Consider the following 18,057-nt stretch of genomic DNA (forward strand, 5'->3'; position numbering starts at 1 on the left):
TGATTTATCCGGTGCATTTATGTTTTACAAGTGCATCGGTTCGCTAGCAAAGATTTAAGACGCGGTGGGATGCCGCTCTTATCGAGGATCGAATCATGATCAAATTTGGTACAGGCGGTTGGCGTGCATTTATCGGTGAGGAGTTCACCAAAGATAATGTACGTTTGGTCGCTCAAGCAGTTGCAAACATCACGAATAACGAATCGGTTGCTGATCGCGGTTTTGTGATTGGCTATGACCGTCGTTTTCTTTCCGATAAAGCAGGTCGTTGGTTCGCTGAAGTTCTAGCAGCAAACGGCATTGTGGTTAGCTTTATCGACAAATTTGTCCCAACACCTATCGTAATGTTTAAAGCGAAAGAAATGGGCTGCGCATACTCGGCATGTATTACCGCATCACACAACCCTGCCGATTACAACGGCATTAAAGTCTTCATTGAAGGCGGTCGTGACGCAGATGAAATCATCACCCAAAAAATCGAATCACAAATAGACGCGCTCACTGCGCACGATGTAAAAAGCGTCGACTTTGAACAAGCGGTTGAAGATAAGCTGATTGAAATCATCAATCCGATGAACGAATTCGTTGACTCAATCATCGACTTTATCGACATCGAAGCGATCAAGAAGGCGAATTTACGTGTTTTGATCGACCCAATGTTTGGTGTCGCGAAAAACGCACTGCAAACCGTATTAATCAACGGCCGCTGTGACGTTGATGTGATTAACGATGGCAAAAACCCAGATTTCGGTGGGTTAATGCCTTCGCCAAGCGCTGCAACACTCTACCGTTTGATGCACCTAGTGAAAGAGCAAGGTTACGATATTGGCATCGGTACTGATGGCGATGCGGACCGTCTTGGTATTATCGACGAAAAAGGTAACTTCATTCATCCAAATGAAGTGCTACTGCTGCTTTACTACTACCTACTTGAATACAAAGGCTGGAAAGGCTCCGTGGTACGTAACATCGCAACCACCCACCTTCTCGATAAAGTCGCCGAAGATCATGGCGAGAAATGCTTTGAGGTTCCTGTAGGCTTTAAGCACATCAGCTCCCAAATGGAAGCGGATGACTCACTGATTGGCGGGGAAAGCTCTGGTGGCCTAACCATTCGCGGCCACATCAAAGGTAAAGACGGCGTATTCGCATCAAGCCTATTGGTAGAAATGATTTCAGTAACCGGCAAGAAGCTGTCTGAGTTGCTGGATGAAATCTACGGCAAGTACGGCTATGCCTACATGGCAGAAGGCGATTGCAAGTTCAAACCAGCGCAAAAAGACGTACTGTTCAACAAGATTTATGTTGAAAAGCAGTTGCCTGAGTTCGAGTTTGAAATCGAAAAAGTCAGCTATGAAGATGGTGCGAAAGTCTACTTCAAGAACGGCGGTTGGATCATCGCTCGCTTCTCTGGCACTGAGCCACTGCTACGAATTTTTGCAGAGATGCAAGATAAGGACACTGCGGAACGTGTTCTTCAACAGTTTAAAGACTTCTTGTCTTTATAACTGAACCTTGTGCCCGCTTCGAGCACTATGATGAGAGTCAACGCTGTCTGAAAAGGCGCTCATCAACAGGAGAAGAGCACTTGCCCGGCTCCACAGCCGGGCTTTTTTATTGTATGTTGGGAAGTCGTAAACGAGATAGAAAAGATACTCAGGAGCGTTAAGCAAATGCCAGGACGCCTTGCGTTTCAATTTTCACCGCGACGGACTCACCTATATTTAATGCTTGCGAAGCTGTAGCTAACAAACGGTCACCATTCGCGTTAATCACATAACGGCAGTGATCACCCATAAAATGCTGTTCCAATACGGTTACCGAACTATCTTCATCGGATTGAATTTGCACATGCTGCGGTCTTAGCAGTAAAGAGCACTCCGCCTGTACTGGAATATCTTGTTGAGCCGTGGCTTCAACCACGCCCAAGTGGGTTTCATATTCTGAATTCGAAACCCGTTTAGCAGCAAGGTAACTGCCACCACCTAAGAAATCAGCGACAAATTTACTTGAAGGCTGGTAGTAAAGCTCAGATGCTGTGCCATATTGCTCGATGACTCCATTGTTCATCACTGCCATTTTATCGGCGAAAGCAAAAGCCTCTTCACGGCTATGCGTAACAAAAATGGCAGTCACACCTTGGGCCTTAAAAATCTTACGGATCTCACTTATCAACTCATGGCGAACTTGCGTATCAATATTAGAAAACGGTTCATCAAGTAACAATAAGTCTGGGCTGTAAGCTAATGAGCGAGCAATCGCAACACGCTGCTGCTGTCCACCAGACAATTGATGAGGATAACGATCGCCATAACCTTGAAGATGCACGAGTTCTAACATCTCTTGAACTTTGGCATTTTTCTCTTTTGTCGAGCACTGCTTTAAGCCAAAGGCAATGTTTTGCTCCACCGTCAAGTGAGGAAAAAGTGCGTAATCTTGGAAAATCATCCCGATATTACGCTGTTCTGGCGGCAACCAGTTTTCCCCATCATCAATTGTGACGCAATTTAGACTCATTTCGCCTGACGTTAACGGCAATAATCCCGCAACGGCCTTTAATAGTGTTGTTTTCCCACAGCCACTGGCTCCTAGCAAACAGACAATCTGCCCTTGTTCTACCTCAAGAGACAATGATTCGAGTACAGTTTGATCGTCATATTGGCACGTTAGGTTTTTAATTGATAATGCACAGCTCATCAGTGATTTTGCTCCAGTGAACGGTTAACAACAACAAGCGGGATCAACCCAACAAGAACCAACAGAACCGCTGGCAAAGCGGCCAATTCTAAATGCTCATCCGAGGCGAAGTTATAAACGTATGTGGCTAGTGTTTCAAAGTTAAACGGACGAAGTAACAAAGCCGCATTAAGCTCTTTCATCGACTCGATAAACACTAATAAAGCCGCAATCAGTGCACCGCGCTTAACCAGCGGAAAGTGCACGCGCCACAGCATGGCATTGGGCTTACAACCCATAGTGCGCGATGCCATATCTAACGACGGAGAAATTTTATTTAAATTACTTTCGATACTACCAATCGCTACCGCGGAAAAGCGCACAACCATGGCAAATACTAGTGCGAACATGGAACCAGAAAAGATAAGTCCCGGCCTTCCCCACTCCATGGCTTTAGCAACATCGTTGACACGATGATCCATAAACAGCACAGCGACCATCACACCGATGGCTAGTACCGTTCCTGGTACTGCATAGCCCATAGAAGAAAGACGCATAAATGCCAAGCTTTCTCGTTTACCACTGACTCGATGGGTAAAGTTAACGATCAGTGCGACAGCAACACCAATAATCGCAGCAATAACAGACACAACTAAGCTATTCCATGCGTATTCACGAAACTCTGAGGTCCAACTCTGCGCAAAATAAGTGATCGCATAATCAATCAGCTGTAGTAGCGGCAAAATAAAAGCGACTGAAACCAAGCCCCAACACCAAACCAGTGCGGTCCACTTTTTCCAGCCCGTCAACTCGTAACGAAAATCTTCGTGACTGTTAAATTGGCTTTGAAAAAGCTTTTGTTTACGGCGGCTGTATCGTTCGGCACTAAGAAGCAGTACTACAATGACGAGCATCATGGCAGAAATCTTGGCTGCCGCATTAAGATTAGAGTACCCCAACCAAGTATCGTAGACCGCTGTGGTTAACGTATTCACCGCGAAGTAACTTACCGTACCAAAGTCACCGATGGTCTCCATTGCGACCAATGATAAACCTACTGCGATAGAGGGTCTTACTAACGGCATCGAGATGCGCCAAAAGCTTTCCCATGGAGAGCACTTGAGCAAACGCGCGCTTTGCAATAAAGAGACATTTTGCTCCATAAACGCAGCCCGGCACAATAAATACACGTAAGGATACAACACCAAAGCCAACACAAAGGTCGCACCAGGCAACGTACGAATGTCAGGGAACCAATACTCGCCAGGTCCCCATCCGGTTACATCACGCAAAAAGATCTGAATCGGGCCTGCAAAATCAAACCAATCAGTAAAAATATAACCAATGATATAACCTGGCATTGCAAGAGGTAGCACCAATGCCCACTGCAACCATTTTTCGGTCGGCAGTTTACACATGGCCATTATCCAAGCGCTTGGAATACCAAGAATTAAGGACAGCACCATTACGCCAACAGTTAGCGCAACCGTGTTAAAAATATAAGTCGGCATGACCGTTGCCATTAAATGAGCAAACAAATCATCCGTTTCACCAATTGCGGTGTAGAAGATCGCTAAGATCGGCAAAACCAGTAGCAGAGTTATTACCCCACTACTGGTTTTCCATAAAGAGTGTTTATCTTTCATCGCCTAATTACTGCAAGGCTGTATGAAATACAAATGCTGTTGCAAATACATCTCATATCCTTTAATCAAATGGGGGTACTGTTATACCCCCACAAGGAATTAAAGGTCAAATTTCACTTCATCTAATAGCTTAATTGCCGCTTCGTGGTTGGCTGCAATATCGTCTAGAGAAAGCTTGTCTGCTTTAAAGTCACCCCAAGATTCCACAAGCTCAGAACGCTTCACGCCTTCTTTAACTGGGTACTCGTAGTTAACTTCTGCGTACATTTGCTGCGCTTTGTCACCCGTTAGGAATTCCATTAGCTTCACAGCATTGTCTTTGTTTGGAGAGTACTTAGCCATCGCCATACCAGAGATATTCACGTGAGTGCCTGTAGTCTCTTGGTTAGGGAAGTTGATGTAAACTGCATCAGCCCAAGCTTTTTGCTCTTTGTCGTTAACCATTTTACCTAGGTAGTAGCTGTTACCTAGAGAAACATCACATAGGCCTTCTTTGATCGCTTTAACTTGTGCACGATCGTTGCCTTGTGGTTTGCGAGCAAGGTTTGCTTTCACGCCTTCTAACCACTCTTTGGTTTCTGCTTCGCCATTGTGAGCAATCATTGCTGAAACTAGAGAAACGTTGTACGGGTGCTTACCGCTACGAGTACAAATTTTACCTTTGAACTCTGGCTTAGCTAAGTCTGCGTAGTTGAAATCTGCGCCTAGTTTACCTACGCGATCACGTGATGAATAAACGCTACGAGAACGTAGAGTTAGAGCAAACCACTCATTCTCTTTATCTTGGTATTGAGCAGGTACGTTTTCTTCAATGATTTTGCTATCGACTTTCTGAACTAAACCTTTGTTTGTCAGTTCAGCTAGACGGCTGATGTCTGTCGTAAGAATAACGTCAGCAGGGCTGTACTCACCTTCTTGAGCTAGCTTTTCTGCTAAGCCTTTTTTAGCAAATTTTACGTTTACTTTGATACCAGTTTCTTTAGTGAACTCATTGAACATAGGTTCAACTAGGAAAGGTTGACGGTAAGAGTAGACGTTCACTTCTTCAGCAGCCATTGCTGTTGGAGCTAGAGTAGCGCAAGTTAGTGCTGAAAGAGTTAGCAGTTTTTTCATTGTTTAATCCTTTACCATGCTAATGATAACGTTTATCAGTTGCGTTATTATATGTATGTTCAATAAGAAGACAATGACGAATATTAAAAAACCTGCTCATCGGAGCAGGTTTTATTGTGTTAAGTGTGTAACCATTTATTACAAGCTAATGATTATTTCACCGTAACAAACTCTGGGTAAGCACCAACACCACAATCATGCATGTCCATACCTTCCATTTCTTCATCTTCTGTAACGCGAATCCCAACGGTCGCTTTCAAGATTGCCCACACAACTAGGCTAGCACCAAATACCCAAGCAAAGATAACTACGGCACCTAAAAGCTGTGCACCAAACGTTGCATCACCGTTGCTCAGTGGCACTACCATTAGGCCGAAGAAACCACACACACCGTGAACTGAGATAGCACCTACTGGATCGTCAATTTTAAGTTTATCTAGAGCAATGATACTGAATACTACTAGTGCACCCGACACCGCACCAATCGCAACCGCGTACAGTGGTGATGGCGATAGAGGGTCTGCAGTGATGGCAACCAAGCCAGCTAGCGCGCCATTGAGGATCATCGTTAAATCGGCTTTACCCCAAGTAGTTTTACAAACGAATAGCGCCGCAATTGCACCAGCAGCCGCTGCTGCGTTAGTGTTTAGAAAGATCTGACCTACCGCTGTAGCATTCTCAAAATCTGAAACCATCAACTGAGAACCACCGTTAAATCCAAACCAGCCAAACCAAAGGATAAAAGTACCCAACGTTGCCAAAGGCATGTTAGAACCTGGAATCGGATAGATTTCACCATTTTTACCGTACTTACCCTTACGCGCGCCAAGCAGTAACACACCAGCAAGAGCAGCAGAAGCACCTGCCATATGTACGATACCAGACCCCGCAAAGTCACTAAATCCAGCTTCTGCTAGGAAGCCTCCACCCCATGTCCAGTAACCTTCCATTGGATAGATAAACGCAGTTAAAATCGCAGAGAAAATCAAGAAAGACCAAAGCTTCATGCGCTCAGCTACCGCACCAGAAACGACGGACATAGCAGTTGCAACGAAGACAACTTGGAAGAAGAAGTCAGACTCTAAAGAGTGGTCGGCCCCTTCACCTTGAGTACCAATTAGCGTACCAAATGAAGGTAACCAGCCTCCTTCTCCATTATCGACATACATGATGTTATAACCGACAATCAGAAACATCGTGCATGCGATGGCGTACAAACAGATGTTCTTCGTAAGAATTTCTGTTGTGTTTTTAGAGCGCACAAGGCCAGCCTCTAGCATCGCAAAGCCTGCTGCCATCCACATTACCAACACACCGGAAATGAGGAAGAAAAAGGTGTCAAGTGCGTAACGTAACTCGGTTACTGTTGTTGTTAATTCCATAATAAGTATCTCCAATCCTTTGAATTCTTAAAGTGCTTCTGCGTCCATTTCGCCAGTTCGGATACGCACCGCTTGGTTCAGATCGTAAACAAAAATTTTACCGTCGCCGATTTTTCCGGTTTGCGCAGCTTTTGTAATTGCTTCAACAACGCGATCTACATTGTCTGCGTGAGTCGCGATTTCAATTTTCACCTTTGGTAGAAAATCGACTTGATACTCTGCACCGCGATACAATTCCGTGTGACCTTTTTGACGACCGAACCCTTTAACTTCTGATACTGTCATCCCTTCGATACCGACATCAGCCAATGCTTCTCGTACATCGTCTAATTTAAACGGCTTAATAATGGCATTGATTATTTTCATTGAGTTATCTCCGAAGCTTTCATCCTGAAACACTTCTTATAATCCAATCTACGTGCCAAGTTTTTAAGTTATTGAATAATAAAAACTAACCTCAATTTACATATCTATAAACAAAAAGGGCGCACCATATCGGTGCGCCCTTTTCACAAATTTAAAGCAACGGCAGAGAAGTTACCCAAAACTGTGCATTAAATGTTCAAAAAGTCTTTCCACTGTTCGATAAGTGCCATGAAATCCTCTATCCCACAACTTGCTGTACTTTCTGCATTGTAGAAGTCGAACTCACTTTCCATCTCGACATCATATTCATGGGCTAATGCGTTTTCTTGTACAAGAACTTCGTCGCCCTGAATCATCAAGCTAATTTCCGTGCCTGTAAGGTTATGCTCCTGAGAAGGCGCTGAAAATGACCGCTCAATTAGCTTTTCAACCTGTGCAATCTTCATCGGATCTTTACCAATTTCTTCTTGCAACCAGCGCCCTACAATCTCATGTCCCATGCTACATTTTACGTAGTACTCGCCCATCAACGTGTTACGAATGAATTCAAATTCCACCGAGATTGCCTATTTCGTATCAATTTGGTGCGAGTATAGCGAATTGCTCCCATAAAAAAAGCACCTCATGTGAGGTGCTTTTGAATTGTGCATTTCTGATTATGCCGGTTCTTGGAAGATCACTTCGTCCGCTTTCTTGGTGTATTGATCCATTTTATGGAAGTTCAAGTAGCGGTACGTATCCGTTGCCGTAGCGTCGATTTGCTTCGCGTATTCTAGGTATTCTTCTTTGGTTGGAATCTTACCTAGGATTGCACCTACTGCAGCTAGCTCAGCTGACGATAGGTAAACATTCGCACCAGTACCCAGACGGTTCGGGAAGTTACGCGTTGAAGTCGACATTACTGTTGATTTATCTGCAACACGCGCTTGGTTACCCATACAAAGTGAACACCCTGGCGTTTCAATACGAACCCCTGCACGTCCGAAGATACCGTAGTAGCCTTCTTCAATCAGTTGGTCTTTATCCATCTTTGTTGGTGGCGCTACCCAAAGGCGCGTCGCTAACTGGCCATTGAACTTATCAAGCAATTTACCTGCTGCGCGGAAGTGACCGATGTTCGTCATACAAGAACCGATGAACACTTCATCAATCGCTGTGCCTTGTACTTCAGACAACAAACGAGCGTCATCTGGGTCATTCGGTGCACATAGTACTGGCTCATTGATTTCAGCCATATCGATTTCAATCACATGTGCGTATTCAGCGTCTTTATCTGCTTGCATCAGCTCAGGGTTTGCTAGCCACTCTTGCATTGCAGTAATACGGCGCTCGATAGTACGGCGATCACCGTAGCCTTCAGAGATCATCCACTTCAGCATCACGATGTTAGAGTTTAAGTACTCTTCGATCGACTCTTGAGACAATTTCACAGTACAACCTGCCGCCGAACGCTCTGCAGATGCATCAGAAAGCTCAAATGCTTGCTCAACCGTTAGCGTTTCTAAGCCTTCAATCTCAAGGATACGGCCAGAAAATTCGTTGATCTTGCCCGCTTTTTCTACCGTTAGTAGACCTTGCTGAATCGCGTAGTAAGGGATGGCATGAACAAGATCACGCAGTGTAATACCCGGTTGCATCTCACCTTTAAAACGAACCAAGATTGACTCTGGCATGTCTAGCGGCATAACGCCTGTCGCAGCTGCAAAGGCAACCAAGCCCGAGCCGGCTGGGAATGAAATACCCAGAGGGAAACGAGTATGTGAGTCACCACCCGTACCGACAGTATCCGGTAGTAGCATACGGTTTAGCCATGAGTGGATAATACCGTCACCAGGACGAAGAGATACACCACCGCGGTTCATAATAAAGTCCGGAAGTGTATGGTGAGTGTTAACGTCTACTGGTTTTGGATAAGCCGATGTGTGACAGAAAGACTGCATGACAAGATCAGCAGAGAAGCCGAGACACGCCAAGTCTTTAAGTTCATCACGAGTCATAGGGCCAGTAGTATCTTGCGAACCTACTGTCGTCATTTTCGGCTCACAGTAGGTTCCAGGACGGATGCCTTCTACGCCACATGCTTTACCAACCATTTTCTGTGCAAGCGTGTAACCCTTGCCAGAATCTGCGATTTCACCTGGTTTGCGGAATACGTCCGAAGGCTCAAGACCTAGCGATTGACGCGCTTTGTCTGTCAAACCACGACCGATGATCAATGGGATACGACCACCAGCACGAACTTCATCAATCAGTACTTCTGTTTTTAGCGAGAACTCAGCTAGAACCTCACCAGTTTCGTGGTTGCAAACTTTACCTTCATATGGGTAAACATCGATAACATCGCCCATGTTGAGCTTAGTTACGTCAACTTCGATTGGTAGTGCGCCAGCATCTTCCATTGTGTTAAAGAAGATAGGGGCAATTTTGCCACCAAGCACATACCCACCAGCTCGTTTGTTTGGAACGTAAGGGATATCATCACCCATAAACCAAAGCACTGAGTTGGTTGCAGATTTACGTGAAGAGCCAGTACCAACAACATCACCAACGTAAACCAATTGATGGCCTTTGTCTTTTAACTCTTCAATTTGCTTGATCGGGCCAATAGTACCCGGTTGATCAGGGTTTATTCCTTCACGCTCGTTTTTAAGCATCGCCAGTGCGTGTACTGGGATATCAGGGCGAGACCAAGCGTCAGGTGCAGGTGAAAGGTCATCCGTGTTCGTTTCACCTGTTACTTTAAATACGGTTAGAGTGACTTTTTCTTCAAGCTTAGGCTTAGAAAGGAACCACTCAGCATCAGCCCATGATTGAAGTACTTTCTGTGCATGCGCATTGCCTGCTTTCGCTTTCTCTTCTACGTCATAGAAAGCATCAAACATCAGCAGCGTATGAGACAGCGCTTTTACTGCGATCTCTGCCAGTGCTTCATCATCCAATAGCTCAACTAGCGGTTCGATGTTGTAACCACCTTGCATAGTGCCTAGCAGTTCAGCCGCTTTTTCACGACTCACTAATGGTGATTTAACTTCACCTTTTGCTACTGCTGTTAGGAAACCCGCTTTTACATAAGCAGCTTCATCAACACCTGGAGGGATACGGTTTTCAAGTAGGTCAAGAATGACTTCTTCTTCACCTTGCGGGGGATTTTTCAGAAGTTCTACAAGTCCAGCAACTTGTTCTGCGTCTAGCGGTTTAGGAACAACTCCTTCAGCAGCACGCTCTTCGACGTGTTTACGGTAGGCTTCAAGCACGACTTTTTCCTCTCATTGCGGTTCCTCCTCTATTATTACTATTGTTAAAGTAAAGGAGTGAACATCCTTGGAAACTTGGCTCTCCATTGCCCTTGTTTTCATTCAATTATGATTGAGAAACAGCGCCGTAGAGGCCAAACTGTGGGCAAAATAATAGCAAATTTAACCTTAAATTAAAATCTTATCATTTTGACCAACATAGCAACTTACGACTAAAGTTCTGCTAATTTTGACCAAATATGCCAAGTTTTTGCTTTCTCATACCCGATTAATTAAACGATGTTCCTACGATCAAATACACAGCATCCAAATCTTGCTCGGTACGACCGTATGCCAACATTATTGGTCCTATTGGTGAGTCAACACCAAAGAAGATGGAGCCAGCATTGTAAAGCGGCGCTTCGTTTAGTTTCAGATCATTATCAGACCAAACACCGCCATATTCGACCGATGCGCCCAGGTAGACTGGAGCTTCAAACAATCCGAAATCATTATCAAACCACTTATATCGGTACACCAAACTGCTGAAAAATAAGTTCTGTCCGATCAGGCTATTTCTTGGGATTCCAGATAGGCTTAAAAAGCCGCCCAACTCTCTGGGATCAAGCGGTAAAGATGAGTTTTTACTCTCTACAAAACTATATTCAGCATGTCCGACTAAAGTATGACGCTGATGACTCACTGCACCTTTAAATCGTGCAGAGATTTCATAAACGGTATCTTCAATAATTTTGTCAGTTTCTAAAAGGCTAACGCCTTGAGGACTTTGATCATGAGACACTAAATATTCGAGATCGACTAAAAGCCCACGAGTCGGAAATGCGAAATCATCGAGTGTATCTAGGCGATAATTGGCAAACAGGCCACGACGTTCAAAATCCAATTTACCAGCAGAAGCCAAAGTAGAAAGCTCAATATCTCCGGTTGAGTAGCGAGCGCCAAATCGAAGCTCTTGCCACAATGTGGGTTGGATACCTATCGCTAACTCTGTTGTAAAATCATCGTAAGTGACCGGAAAAAAGTCATTTACTGACTCTAAATCTGGTGCTTGAGGCTCTGTTAAAGGTAAGTTTCGGCTCTCACTGCCATAGGAAATACGCCCCGATACAAAAAGTTCTTGGCTAGATAAAACAGGGGAATACAACTCAGCTTCAATCAGCTTATCCGTGCCCATTTCTACGTTGAACGCCAACTCCGCGCCATGAGAGTTCAAGTTGGTAAAGTTGGTCGATATTCCTATGCCGTACTGGCTATCTGTATCGAAGTCATCTTCAAGAAAAAATCGGAAGTTGAGATAATTAGGCCCCCACGACTTCTCGTTAACATCAAAAACCAACAATGTCTCACCATCCACCTCTTCAAAGTGATAAGTGATGAGCTCGAACCTATCTAACGCGTAGAGGTTTTCAACGGCTTTCTCAATTTCGGCCGTTGAAATACGACGTCCGGTTTCTAGTTCAATACGATTCGTCAATAGCACATCGCTGTAGTGCGTGTTATTTACAATCACAATATCATCAACCACACGCTGATCGCCATAAATCAAAGTTTTACGAACTTCCTGTTTGCGATCGATGTATTTTTGATAGTCCGCGTTGGACAAGCGTAACTCTTTCAGCTTATCTTTTAACTGCTTGGTAATATCGTACCCAGCTTGAAAAGCCCAAGGCATTTTGTCGAACTCGACGGTTTCCATGGTGCCCACATTGGGACGAATATAGATATCTTGAGGTTCAAGCTCGTCCACTTGCTGTTGTGTACTACGACGAACGAGATAGTTAGAGAGTTGATCCGCGACAGTAAACAGCCCCGTAAATTCATCTTCGGTTTTGTAGTCGGTGCTAATATCGACGGCAATAACGACATCAGCCCCCATGGCGCGAGCCACATCGACAGGCATGTTATTGACGACGCCGCCATCAACAAGCATATGGCCATTGAGCTTATAAGGAGGAAGCGCTCCTGGTACAGACATGCTAGCCATCATGGCGTCCACAAGGTAACCATTGCCCAGTACGACTTCTTCTAGGGCAAGAATATCAGTCGCAACAGAACGATAAGGAATGGCAAGATCATCAAAAGAATCGAATCGCCCTAAGTTCCCTGTAGTCTCACGCAATACTCGCAACATGTTCTGGCCTTGCACCACACCCGTTGGTGCTCGTACCTCACCGAACCTTAAGCCGAGATCGGTATTAATTTGATAGCGGTCTTCATACTCTTTGTCACGAACTCGACGTTGGCTACGGTCAACACGATCTCGATAACCGCTGCCCCAATCGACGGTGTAGATAAAACTCTCGATTTCATCAGCACTCATACCCGTGGCATAAAGCCCACCCACATAGGCGCCCATACTGGTACCGGTCACAATATCCACAGGGATCTGCATTTCTTCCAATGCTTTTAAAACTCCAATGTGTGCCGCCCCTTTCGCTCCGCCACCAGCGAGCACAACCGCCACCTTTGGTCGAGGTTCCAAGTCATCCGTTTTTGTTAGAGAGTTTGCGAGGGAAACAGAAGGAGTGATCATCAAAAAGGTACTAACCCAAAGCGCAAAGTTGCGAACCGATGGGCTTGATAACAGCTTTTTGAACATTCACTTCTTCCTTTATTGAATATCTGATCAAGTAGGGCGTGCTAGCAGTACTGTACTAACACGCCCTAATATGTACTAAGAATTAATCAGATAAACAAGCTAATGTTGTTGATTTGGCGATGCTACCAATCAAATATGCTATTTAACCAGTTTGATTTCTTCTCACACTGTTGCTTTATCTGACCGGTTTTATCCCAAATCGGCAGTTTGTAATCACTACGGCAGTTCATTTCTAAACCTCCATCAGATGTAGGCTTGAACCCTAATGTGGTGATTTCTCTTGGCCATGGGAGCTCTAAACGCTCAGGAATACGCTGCTTCAAGTACTCTGCGTACACTCGTAATGCACCACTCGACCCTGTTAGATTCACGGGTTTATTATCGTCACGGCCTAGCCAAATTGTCGTCACCTCACGACCATCAACACCGACAAACCAACTATCGCGGTTGTCATTACTGGTACCCGTTTTTCCTGCCAATGCAGCCCAACCAAACTGGCTTTGTAAGAAGCGGCCAGTGCCTTGAGCAACCCCTTGTTTCATCGCGTAGGTCGTTAGCCATGCAGCTTGTTCATCCACGGCTCTTGATGAACGAGGCAAGGATTGATACAGCACATTACCTTCCATATCCATGACTGAGCGCAGAGCGGTCAGTTTTGCACGCTTACCTGAATTCGTCAGAGTCTGATACATCTGTGCAACTTCGAATGGCGTCAAAGAAAACGAACCCAAAAACATCGAAGGCACTGGGCGAATTTCGTCTTTGTTCACGCCCAAACGCTCTAAAGTATTGGACACTTCAGGAATGCCAAGTGCCATACCTAAGCGCACGGTCGGTACGTTAAGTGATTTCGCTAAAGCAATGTAAAGTGGCACATCACCACGATATTTTCTATCGTAGTTGCGCGGCGTCCACACGTTACCTTTACTGCTCTTCAGACTTAACGGCGTGTCGTGTAGCGTCGTGCCTAGGTTGTATTTATCCGGTTGTTCTAGAGCCGTTAAGTAAATCGCTGGTTTCACTAAAGAACCAATCGGACGACTGGCATTGAGCGCGCGGTTAAAGCCTTCATAACCGACACGTTTACCACCTACCATCGCACGGATTTCACCACTATGGCGATCAACGGCCACAGCTGCGGCTTCTAACTCTTTACCACCCCGTTTAGCTAGTTCTGGGATCTTTTTCGCGATAGCTTGTTCCATTTTGCTTTGCGATACTGGGTCCAGAGACGTAAATACGCGCAGTCCGGTCTCTGCCTTAAATCGCTCCCCAACTTTTTCTTTTAATTCAATACTCAATTGTTGGAAATAAGCTGGCTGACGGCTCGCAATACGTGGCTTGCTTTGCGTATCGAGTGGACGACTTACAGCTTGTTCATACTGCTCTGAAGTCAACATGTTTTGCTGCATTAACAGGCGCAGAACGAGATCACGACGCTCTTTCGTTCTCTCAGGGTAACGAATTGGGTTGTAGTAAGACGGTCCTTTTACCATCCCAACTAACATCGCCAATTGATCGATTCGCAACTCCTGAATTGGCTGCCCAAAATAATAACGCGACGCCAAGCCAAACCCGTGGATCGCTTCACCTCCACTTTGACCTAGGTACACTTCGTTTAGGTAGGCTTCTAAGATACGATCTTTGCTGTAACGGTAATCCAAAATTAGCGCGATATACGCTTCTCGAACTTTACGCCACAGTGTTTTATCACGAGTCAAAAACAGGTTTTTTGCCAATTGCTGAGTCAGCGTACTACCACCTTGAACAGTACGACCCGCCTTAATGTTCGCAACCAATGCACGTGCAATCGCGAGCGGTGACACCCCGTCATGTTGATAAAAATCCCGGTCTTCGGTCGCAAGCAGTGCATCCACCAAAATTTCAGGGAACTGATCACGACGTAAGAAAAGGCGCTGTTCATCACGGTCTTTCTCCAGCATGCCCAACATCTTCGGTTCTAGGCGCAAGTAACCAAGGTCTCCTCGAGATTCTAAAGACTGAATACGTTGCAAGCCGGAATCAGAGAAATGCAGCATAATGTGACGATCCGGCTCGGGACCATCGGCAAACTCGAATGGACGACGAATCAATTCAATCCGAGTGGAAGAAGAGGAATATTCGCCTGGGTAACGAGGTTGACTCACTTTACGGTAATTCAACACATCTAGCTCGTTGCGCAGTTCTTGGATGGTGATATTCTCACCAGGGCTTAGATTCAAGATACGGGCATAAACCACCGTTGGCAGCTCAAACAGCTGACCTTCAAAGCGTTCTTTCACCACACTATCTAAGTAAATCCCAACAAACAGCAAAACAGCGGCAAGTGCAACGCCAGCTTTCCAGCTAAACGACCACAGAACTTTCAACCACGAACGTTTCTCGTTAGTCGGCTTTTTACTCGGCGTACGTCGAGTCTGTTTTGCGGTTCCTTTATTGGTTGTACTTTTCTTCGCTGGCGCTTTTTTCGCGCTAGGCTTCTTGCTGTCAGTCATTATTCAATTGTCTTTTTGTTTTCGTTGTTGCTACATGATTGGCAGGATCATCTGGCCAAACGTGTTTTGGGTAGCGCCCTTTCATCTCTTTTTGAACGTCTTTGTAGCTTCCGTTCCAGAAAGCCGCCAAGTCCGACGTTACTTGCAATGGACGTTGTGCCGGTGAAAGCAGTTCAACCACCAAACGCTTGCGGCCAAGAGCTACCGTTGGGGAACCACTCTCCCCAAATACTTCTTGCATACGCACCGATAATATCGGCTCGTGGCCATATTGGTAACGGATACGCTTCTTTGAACCTGTGGGTAGTTGGTAATGCTCAGGTAACCATTCATCCAGTTGTTGATTGAGTGGCCAACCTAATAGAGCATTAAGCGCTTCGACCAAGTTTATCTTGCTCAGGTCTTTAACCGAGCTGACAGACGTCATGTATGGTTCTAACCACTCCTCTAATGAATCCAGCAAACTGGCTTCATCAAACACTGGCCATAACTGCTCAGGTAACCATTCCACCGCACAACGAATCCGAGCCAACAAGCTCTCCGCTGCCGGTGTCCAGTTTAGACTCTGTAAGCCCTGGCGGCGGACATACGTGAGTAAAGCTTGTGTCATTTTTTCTTTGCCCGGGCTTGGCAACGGCTCGCGTTCAACGACCAGCAGACCGAGTTTTGTTTGTCGCTCAGCTATTAGACGGCCTCTTTTTTCATCCCAGTCCACTACTTCTTCAGACGAAAATAGCGTATCAAAGGTCGTTCGCAATATATTGACATCCAATTCACATGCCGAATGAATTTGACTTGAGTTAGAATGAGAACGCATTAAGTCAACGGCAACCAAATACTCACAGCCACCTAGCATGTCTTCCTGACGACATTCTGCACCATGACCATTAGCCAAAGTAAATCGCCCAAATTGATTTGTGCGCTGCTGCGCAATGCGATCTGGAAATGCCAAACTTAACACCAGCGGTAATGCATCTTCATCCACGCCTTTCAGGTCAAATACCGTATCCAATTTGTACGCCAGAGATTGAGCACGCTTGAACAACATCGACTTTTTTGGATGAGTACCAACAAGCCAACGATGCAAGCTATAAGCGATATTGGTAACATTTCTCTCTGGCTCTTCAATCAGTGCGACCGCCGCCAAAGCAGCATTTAACATCTTATCACTGTAAGATTGCGCTTTAATTAGCATCGCAGCCGCACGAGGCTCAACGCCTAGTTCATGCGCCTGTTTTCCTTCGGACGTTAATTGCCCTTTTTCCGTCAGTAGTCCCAATGACACCAATAGCTGCTTCGCTTGTTCCAATGACGCATTAGCGGGAACATCAAGCCACTTTAGATCGTGGATGTCACCCGTTCCCCAAAAGGCAAGCTCCATAACTAAACTAGCTAAATCGGAATGCAAAATTTCGGGTTGGGGAACCAGCGGTTGCTGCTTGAACTGGCTTTCAGAATAAAGACGAACACAAATGCCCTCTTCTATTCGTCCCGCTCGTCCTGCACGCTGAATCGCTGAAGACTGTGCAATGCGTGTTTGCTCTAAGCGTGTTAAACCGTTTTTCAAATCAAAGCGGGCAATACGCTCTAACCCAGAATCAACGACGAGGCGAATGCCTTCAATCGTTAGTGAAGTTTCTGCAATGTTGGTCGCTAGAACGACTTTACGCTTACCTTGTTCTGCTGGCGTAATCGCTTTTTGTTGATCTGCAAAGCTCAGTTGACCATAAAGTGGGCATACGTCGATATCATCCGCTAAATGAGACAACCGCTCTTCAACTTGTTTTATGGCACCAACACCCGGTAGGAAAGCCAACAAAGATCCGGACTCTTTGTTCATAAGACTTTCTATTGTTTTTGCCATACTCGTAGGTAAATGCTCGTTCACACCTAACGGCTGGTAACTCATTGCCACATCAAAGATCCGCCCTTCAGATTCAATGTAACTGGCTTCTGGCAACAGCGATTGTAATGCTTGTTGATCAAGCGTTGCTGACATTACCACCAGCTTGAGATCGTCTCGCAATGCCTCTTGAACTTCTAAACTGAATGCCAAAGCGGTATCGGCATGAATGCTGCGTTCATGAAACTCATCAAAGATCAGTAGATCAACCCCATCCAACTCCGGGTCTGTTTGGAGCATCCGAGTCATAATCCCTTCGGTTACGATCTCCAGCTGCGTTGCTGAGCTTACCTTTGCCTCACCACGGACTCGATAACCCACGCGTTGACCTACTTGCTCTCCCAATTGCTCAGCAAGATAACGGGCAATGTTACGCGCCGCGAGTCGTCTTGGCTCAAGCATGATGATTTTTCCATCAACCGAATGATTTAAGAGTAACTGCAAAGGGAAGTAAGTCGACTTACCGGCACCAGGCGCCGCTTTTAAGATCACTTGATGTTGATTTTTGACCGCCGTCAGCAACTCAGGCATCACGGCTTCAATCGGCAATTGTGACAAAGGAAATACCTTATGGTGTAATGGTGGCAACATTGTACATAAAAAATTTTTTGTCTAAATAAGCA

11 protein-coding genes are annotated in these 18,057 nt (G+C 45.4%); 1 reads left to right on the plus strand and 10 read right to left on the minus strand.

From position 1 onward, the window contains the following. The first annotated feature begins 95 nt into the window (after window positions 1-95). Window positions 96-1,508, plus strand: coding sequence for a phosphoglucomutase/phosphomannomutase family protein (locus MTF70_RS02730; protein WP_025768194.1), 1,413 nt, complete (start codon window positions 96-98; stop codon window positions 1,506-1,508). 157 nt (window positions 1,509-1,665) lie between these two features. On the opposite strand, the gene MTF70_RS02735 is transcribed toward MTF70_RS02730, so the two are convergent. From MTF70_RS02735 to hrpB, 10 genes are all read right to left on the minus strand, one after another. Beyond that, a complete protein-coding gene (locus tag MTF70_RS02735; protein WP_005380055.1) occupies window positions 1,666-2,697 on the minus strand; it encodes an ABC transporter ATP-binding protein in 1,032 nt (343 codons plus the stop codon). Then, window positions 2,697-4,322: an iron ABC transporter permease gene (locus MTF70_RS02740; RefSeq protein ID WP_025768193.1), complete on the minus strand. Its 1,626-nt coding sequence runs from the start codon at window positions 4,320-4,322 to the stop codon at window positions 2,697-2,699. Before MTF70_RS02740 ends, MTF70_RS02735 begins: the two co-directional genes overlap by 1 nt. A gap of 99 nt (window positions 4,323-4,421) precedes the next feature. Then, window positions 4,422-5,435 carry a Fe(3+) ABC transporter substrate-binding protein gene (locus tag MTF70_RS02745; RefSeq protein WP_005386566.1) on the minus strand — a complete coding sequence of 338 codons (1,014 nt, stop codon included), beginning with the start codon at window positions 5,433-5,435 and terminating at the stop codon, window positions 4,422-4,424. A 152-nt stretch (window positions 5,436-5,587) separates the two neighbouring features. Further along, window positions 5,588-6,817, minus strand: coding sequence for an ammonium transporter (locus MTF70_RS02750; protein WP_053306757.1), 1,230 nt, complete (start codon window positions 6,815-6,817; stop codon window positions 5,588-5,590). Window positions 6,818-6,844: 27 nt separating this feature from the next. Beyond that, the gene (locus MTF70_RS02755) at window positions 6,845-7,183 is read right to left on the minus strand and encodes a P-II family nitrogen regulator (RefSeq protein WP_005386570.1); all 339 of its coding nucleotides are present in this window, start codon (window positions 7,181-7,183) and stop codon (window positions 6,845-6,847) included. A gap of 188 nt (window positions 7,184-7,371) precedes the next feature. Next, the gene (locus tag MTF70_RS02760) at window positions 7,372-7,740 is read right to left on the minus strand and encodes a YacL family protein (RefSeq protein WP_017635908.1); all 369 of its coding nucleotides are present in this window, start codon (window positions 7,738-7,740) and stop codon (window positions 7,372-7,374) included. A gap of 99 nt (window positions 7,741-7,839) precedes the next feature. After that, window positions 7,840-10,437 (minus strand): bifunctional aconitate hydratase 2/2-methylisocitrate dehydratase, encoded by a 2,598-nt coding sequence (acnB, locus tag MTF70_RS02765; RefSeq protein WP_005380009.1) that lies wholly within the window; start codon window positions 10,435-10,437, stop codon window positions 7,840-7,842. A gap of 268 nt (window positions 10,438-10,705) precedes the next feature. Then, window positions 10,706-13,036 (minus strand): patatin-like phospholipase family protein, encoded by a 2,331-nt coding sequence (locus MTF70_RS02770; RefSeq protein WP_047102650.1) that lies wholly within the window; start codon window positions 13,034-13,036, stop codon window positions 10,706-10,708. Window positions 13,037-13,158: 122 nt separating this feature from the next. Further along, a complete protein-coding gene (mrcB, locus tag MTF70_RS02775; RefSeq protein WP_053306758.1) occupies window positions 13,159-15,531 on the minus strand; it encodes a penicillin-binding protein 1B in 2,373 nt (790 codons plus the stop codon). Beyond that, window positions 15,524-17,992: an ATP-dependent helicase HrpB gene (gene hrpB, locus MTF70_RS02780; RefSeq protein WP_205461135.1), complete on the minus strand. Its 2,469-nt coding sequence runs from the start codon at window positions 17,990-17,992 to the stop codon at window positions 15,524-15,526. The genes mrcB and hrpB overlap by 8 nt, the downstream gene beginning before the upstream one ends. Window positions 17,993-18,057: the final 65 nt, after the last annotated feature.

The sequence above is a fragment of the Vibrio sp. 2CM40D genome, assembly GCF_023161825.1.
GTDB lineage: Bacteria > Pseudomonadota > Gammaproteobacteria > Enterobacterales > Vibrionaceae > Vibrio > Vibrio alginolyticus.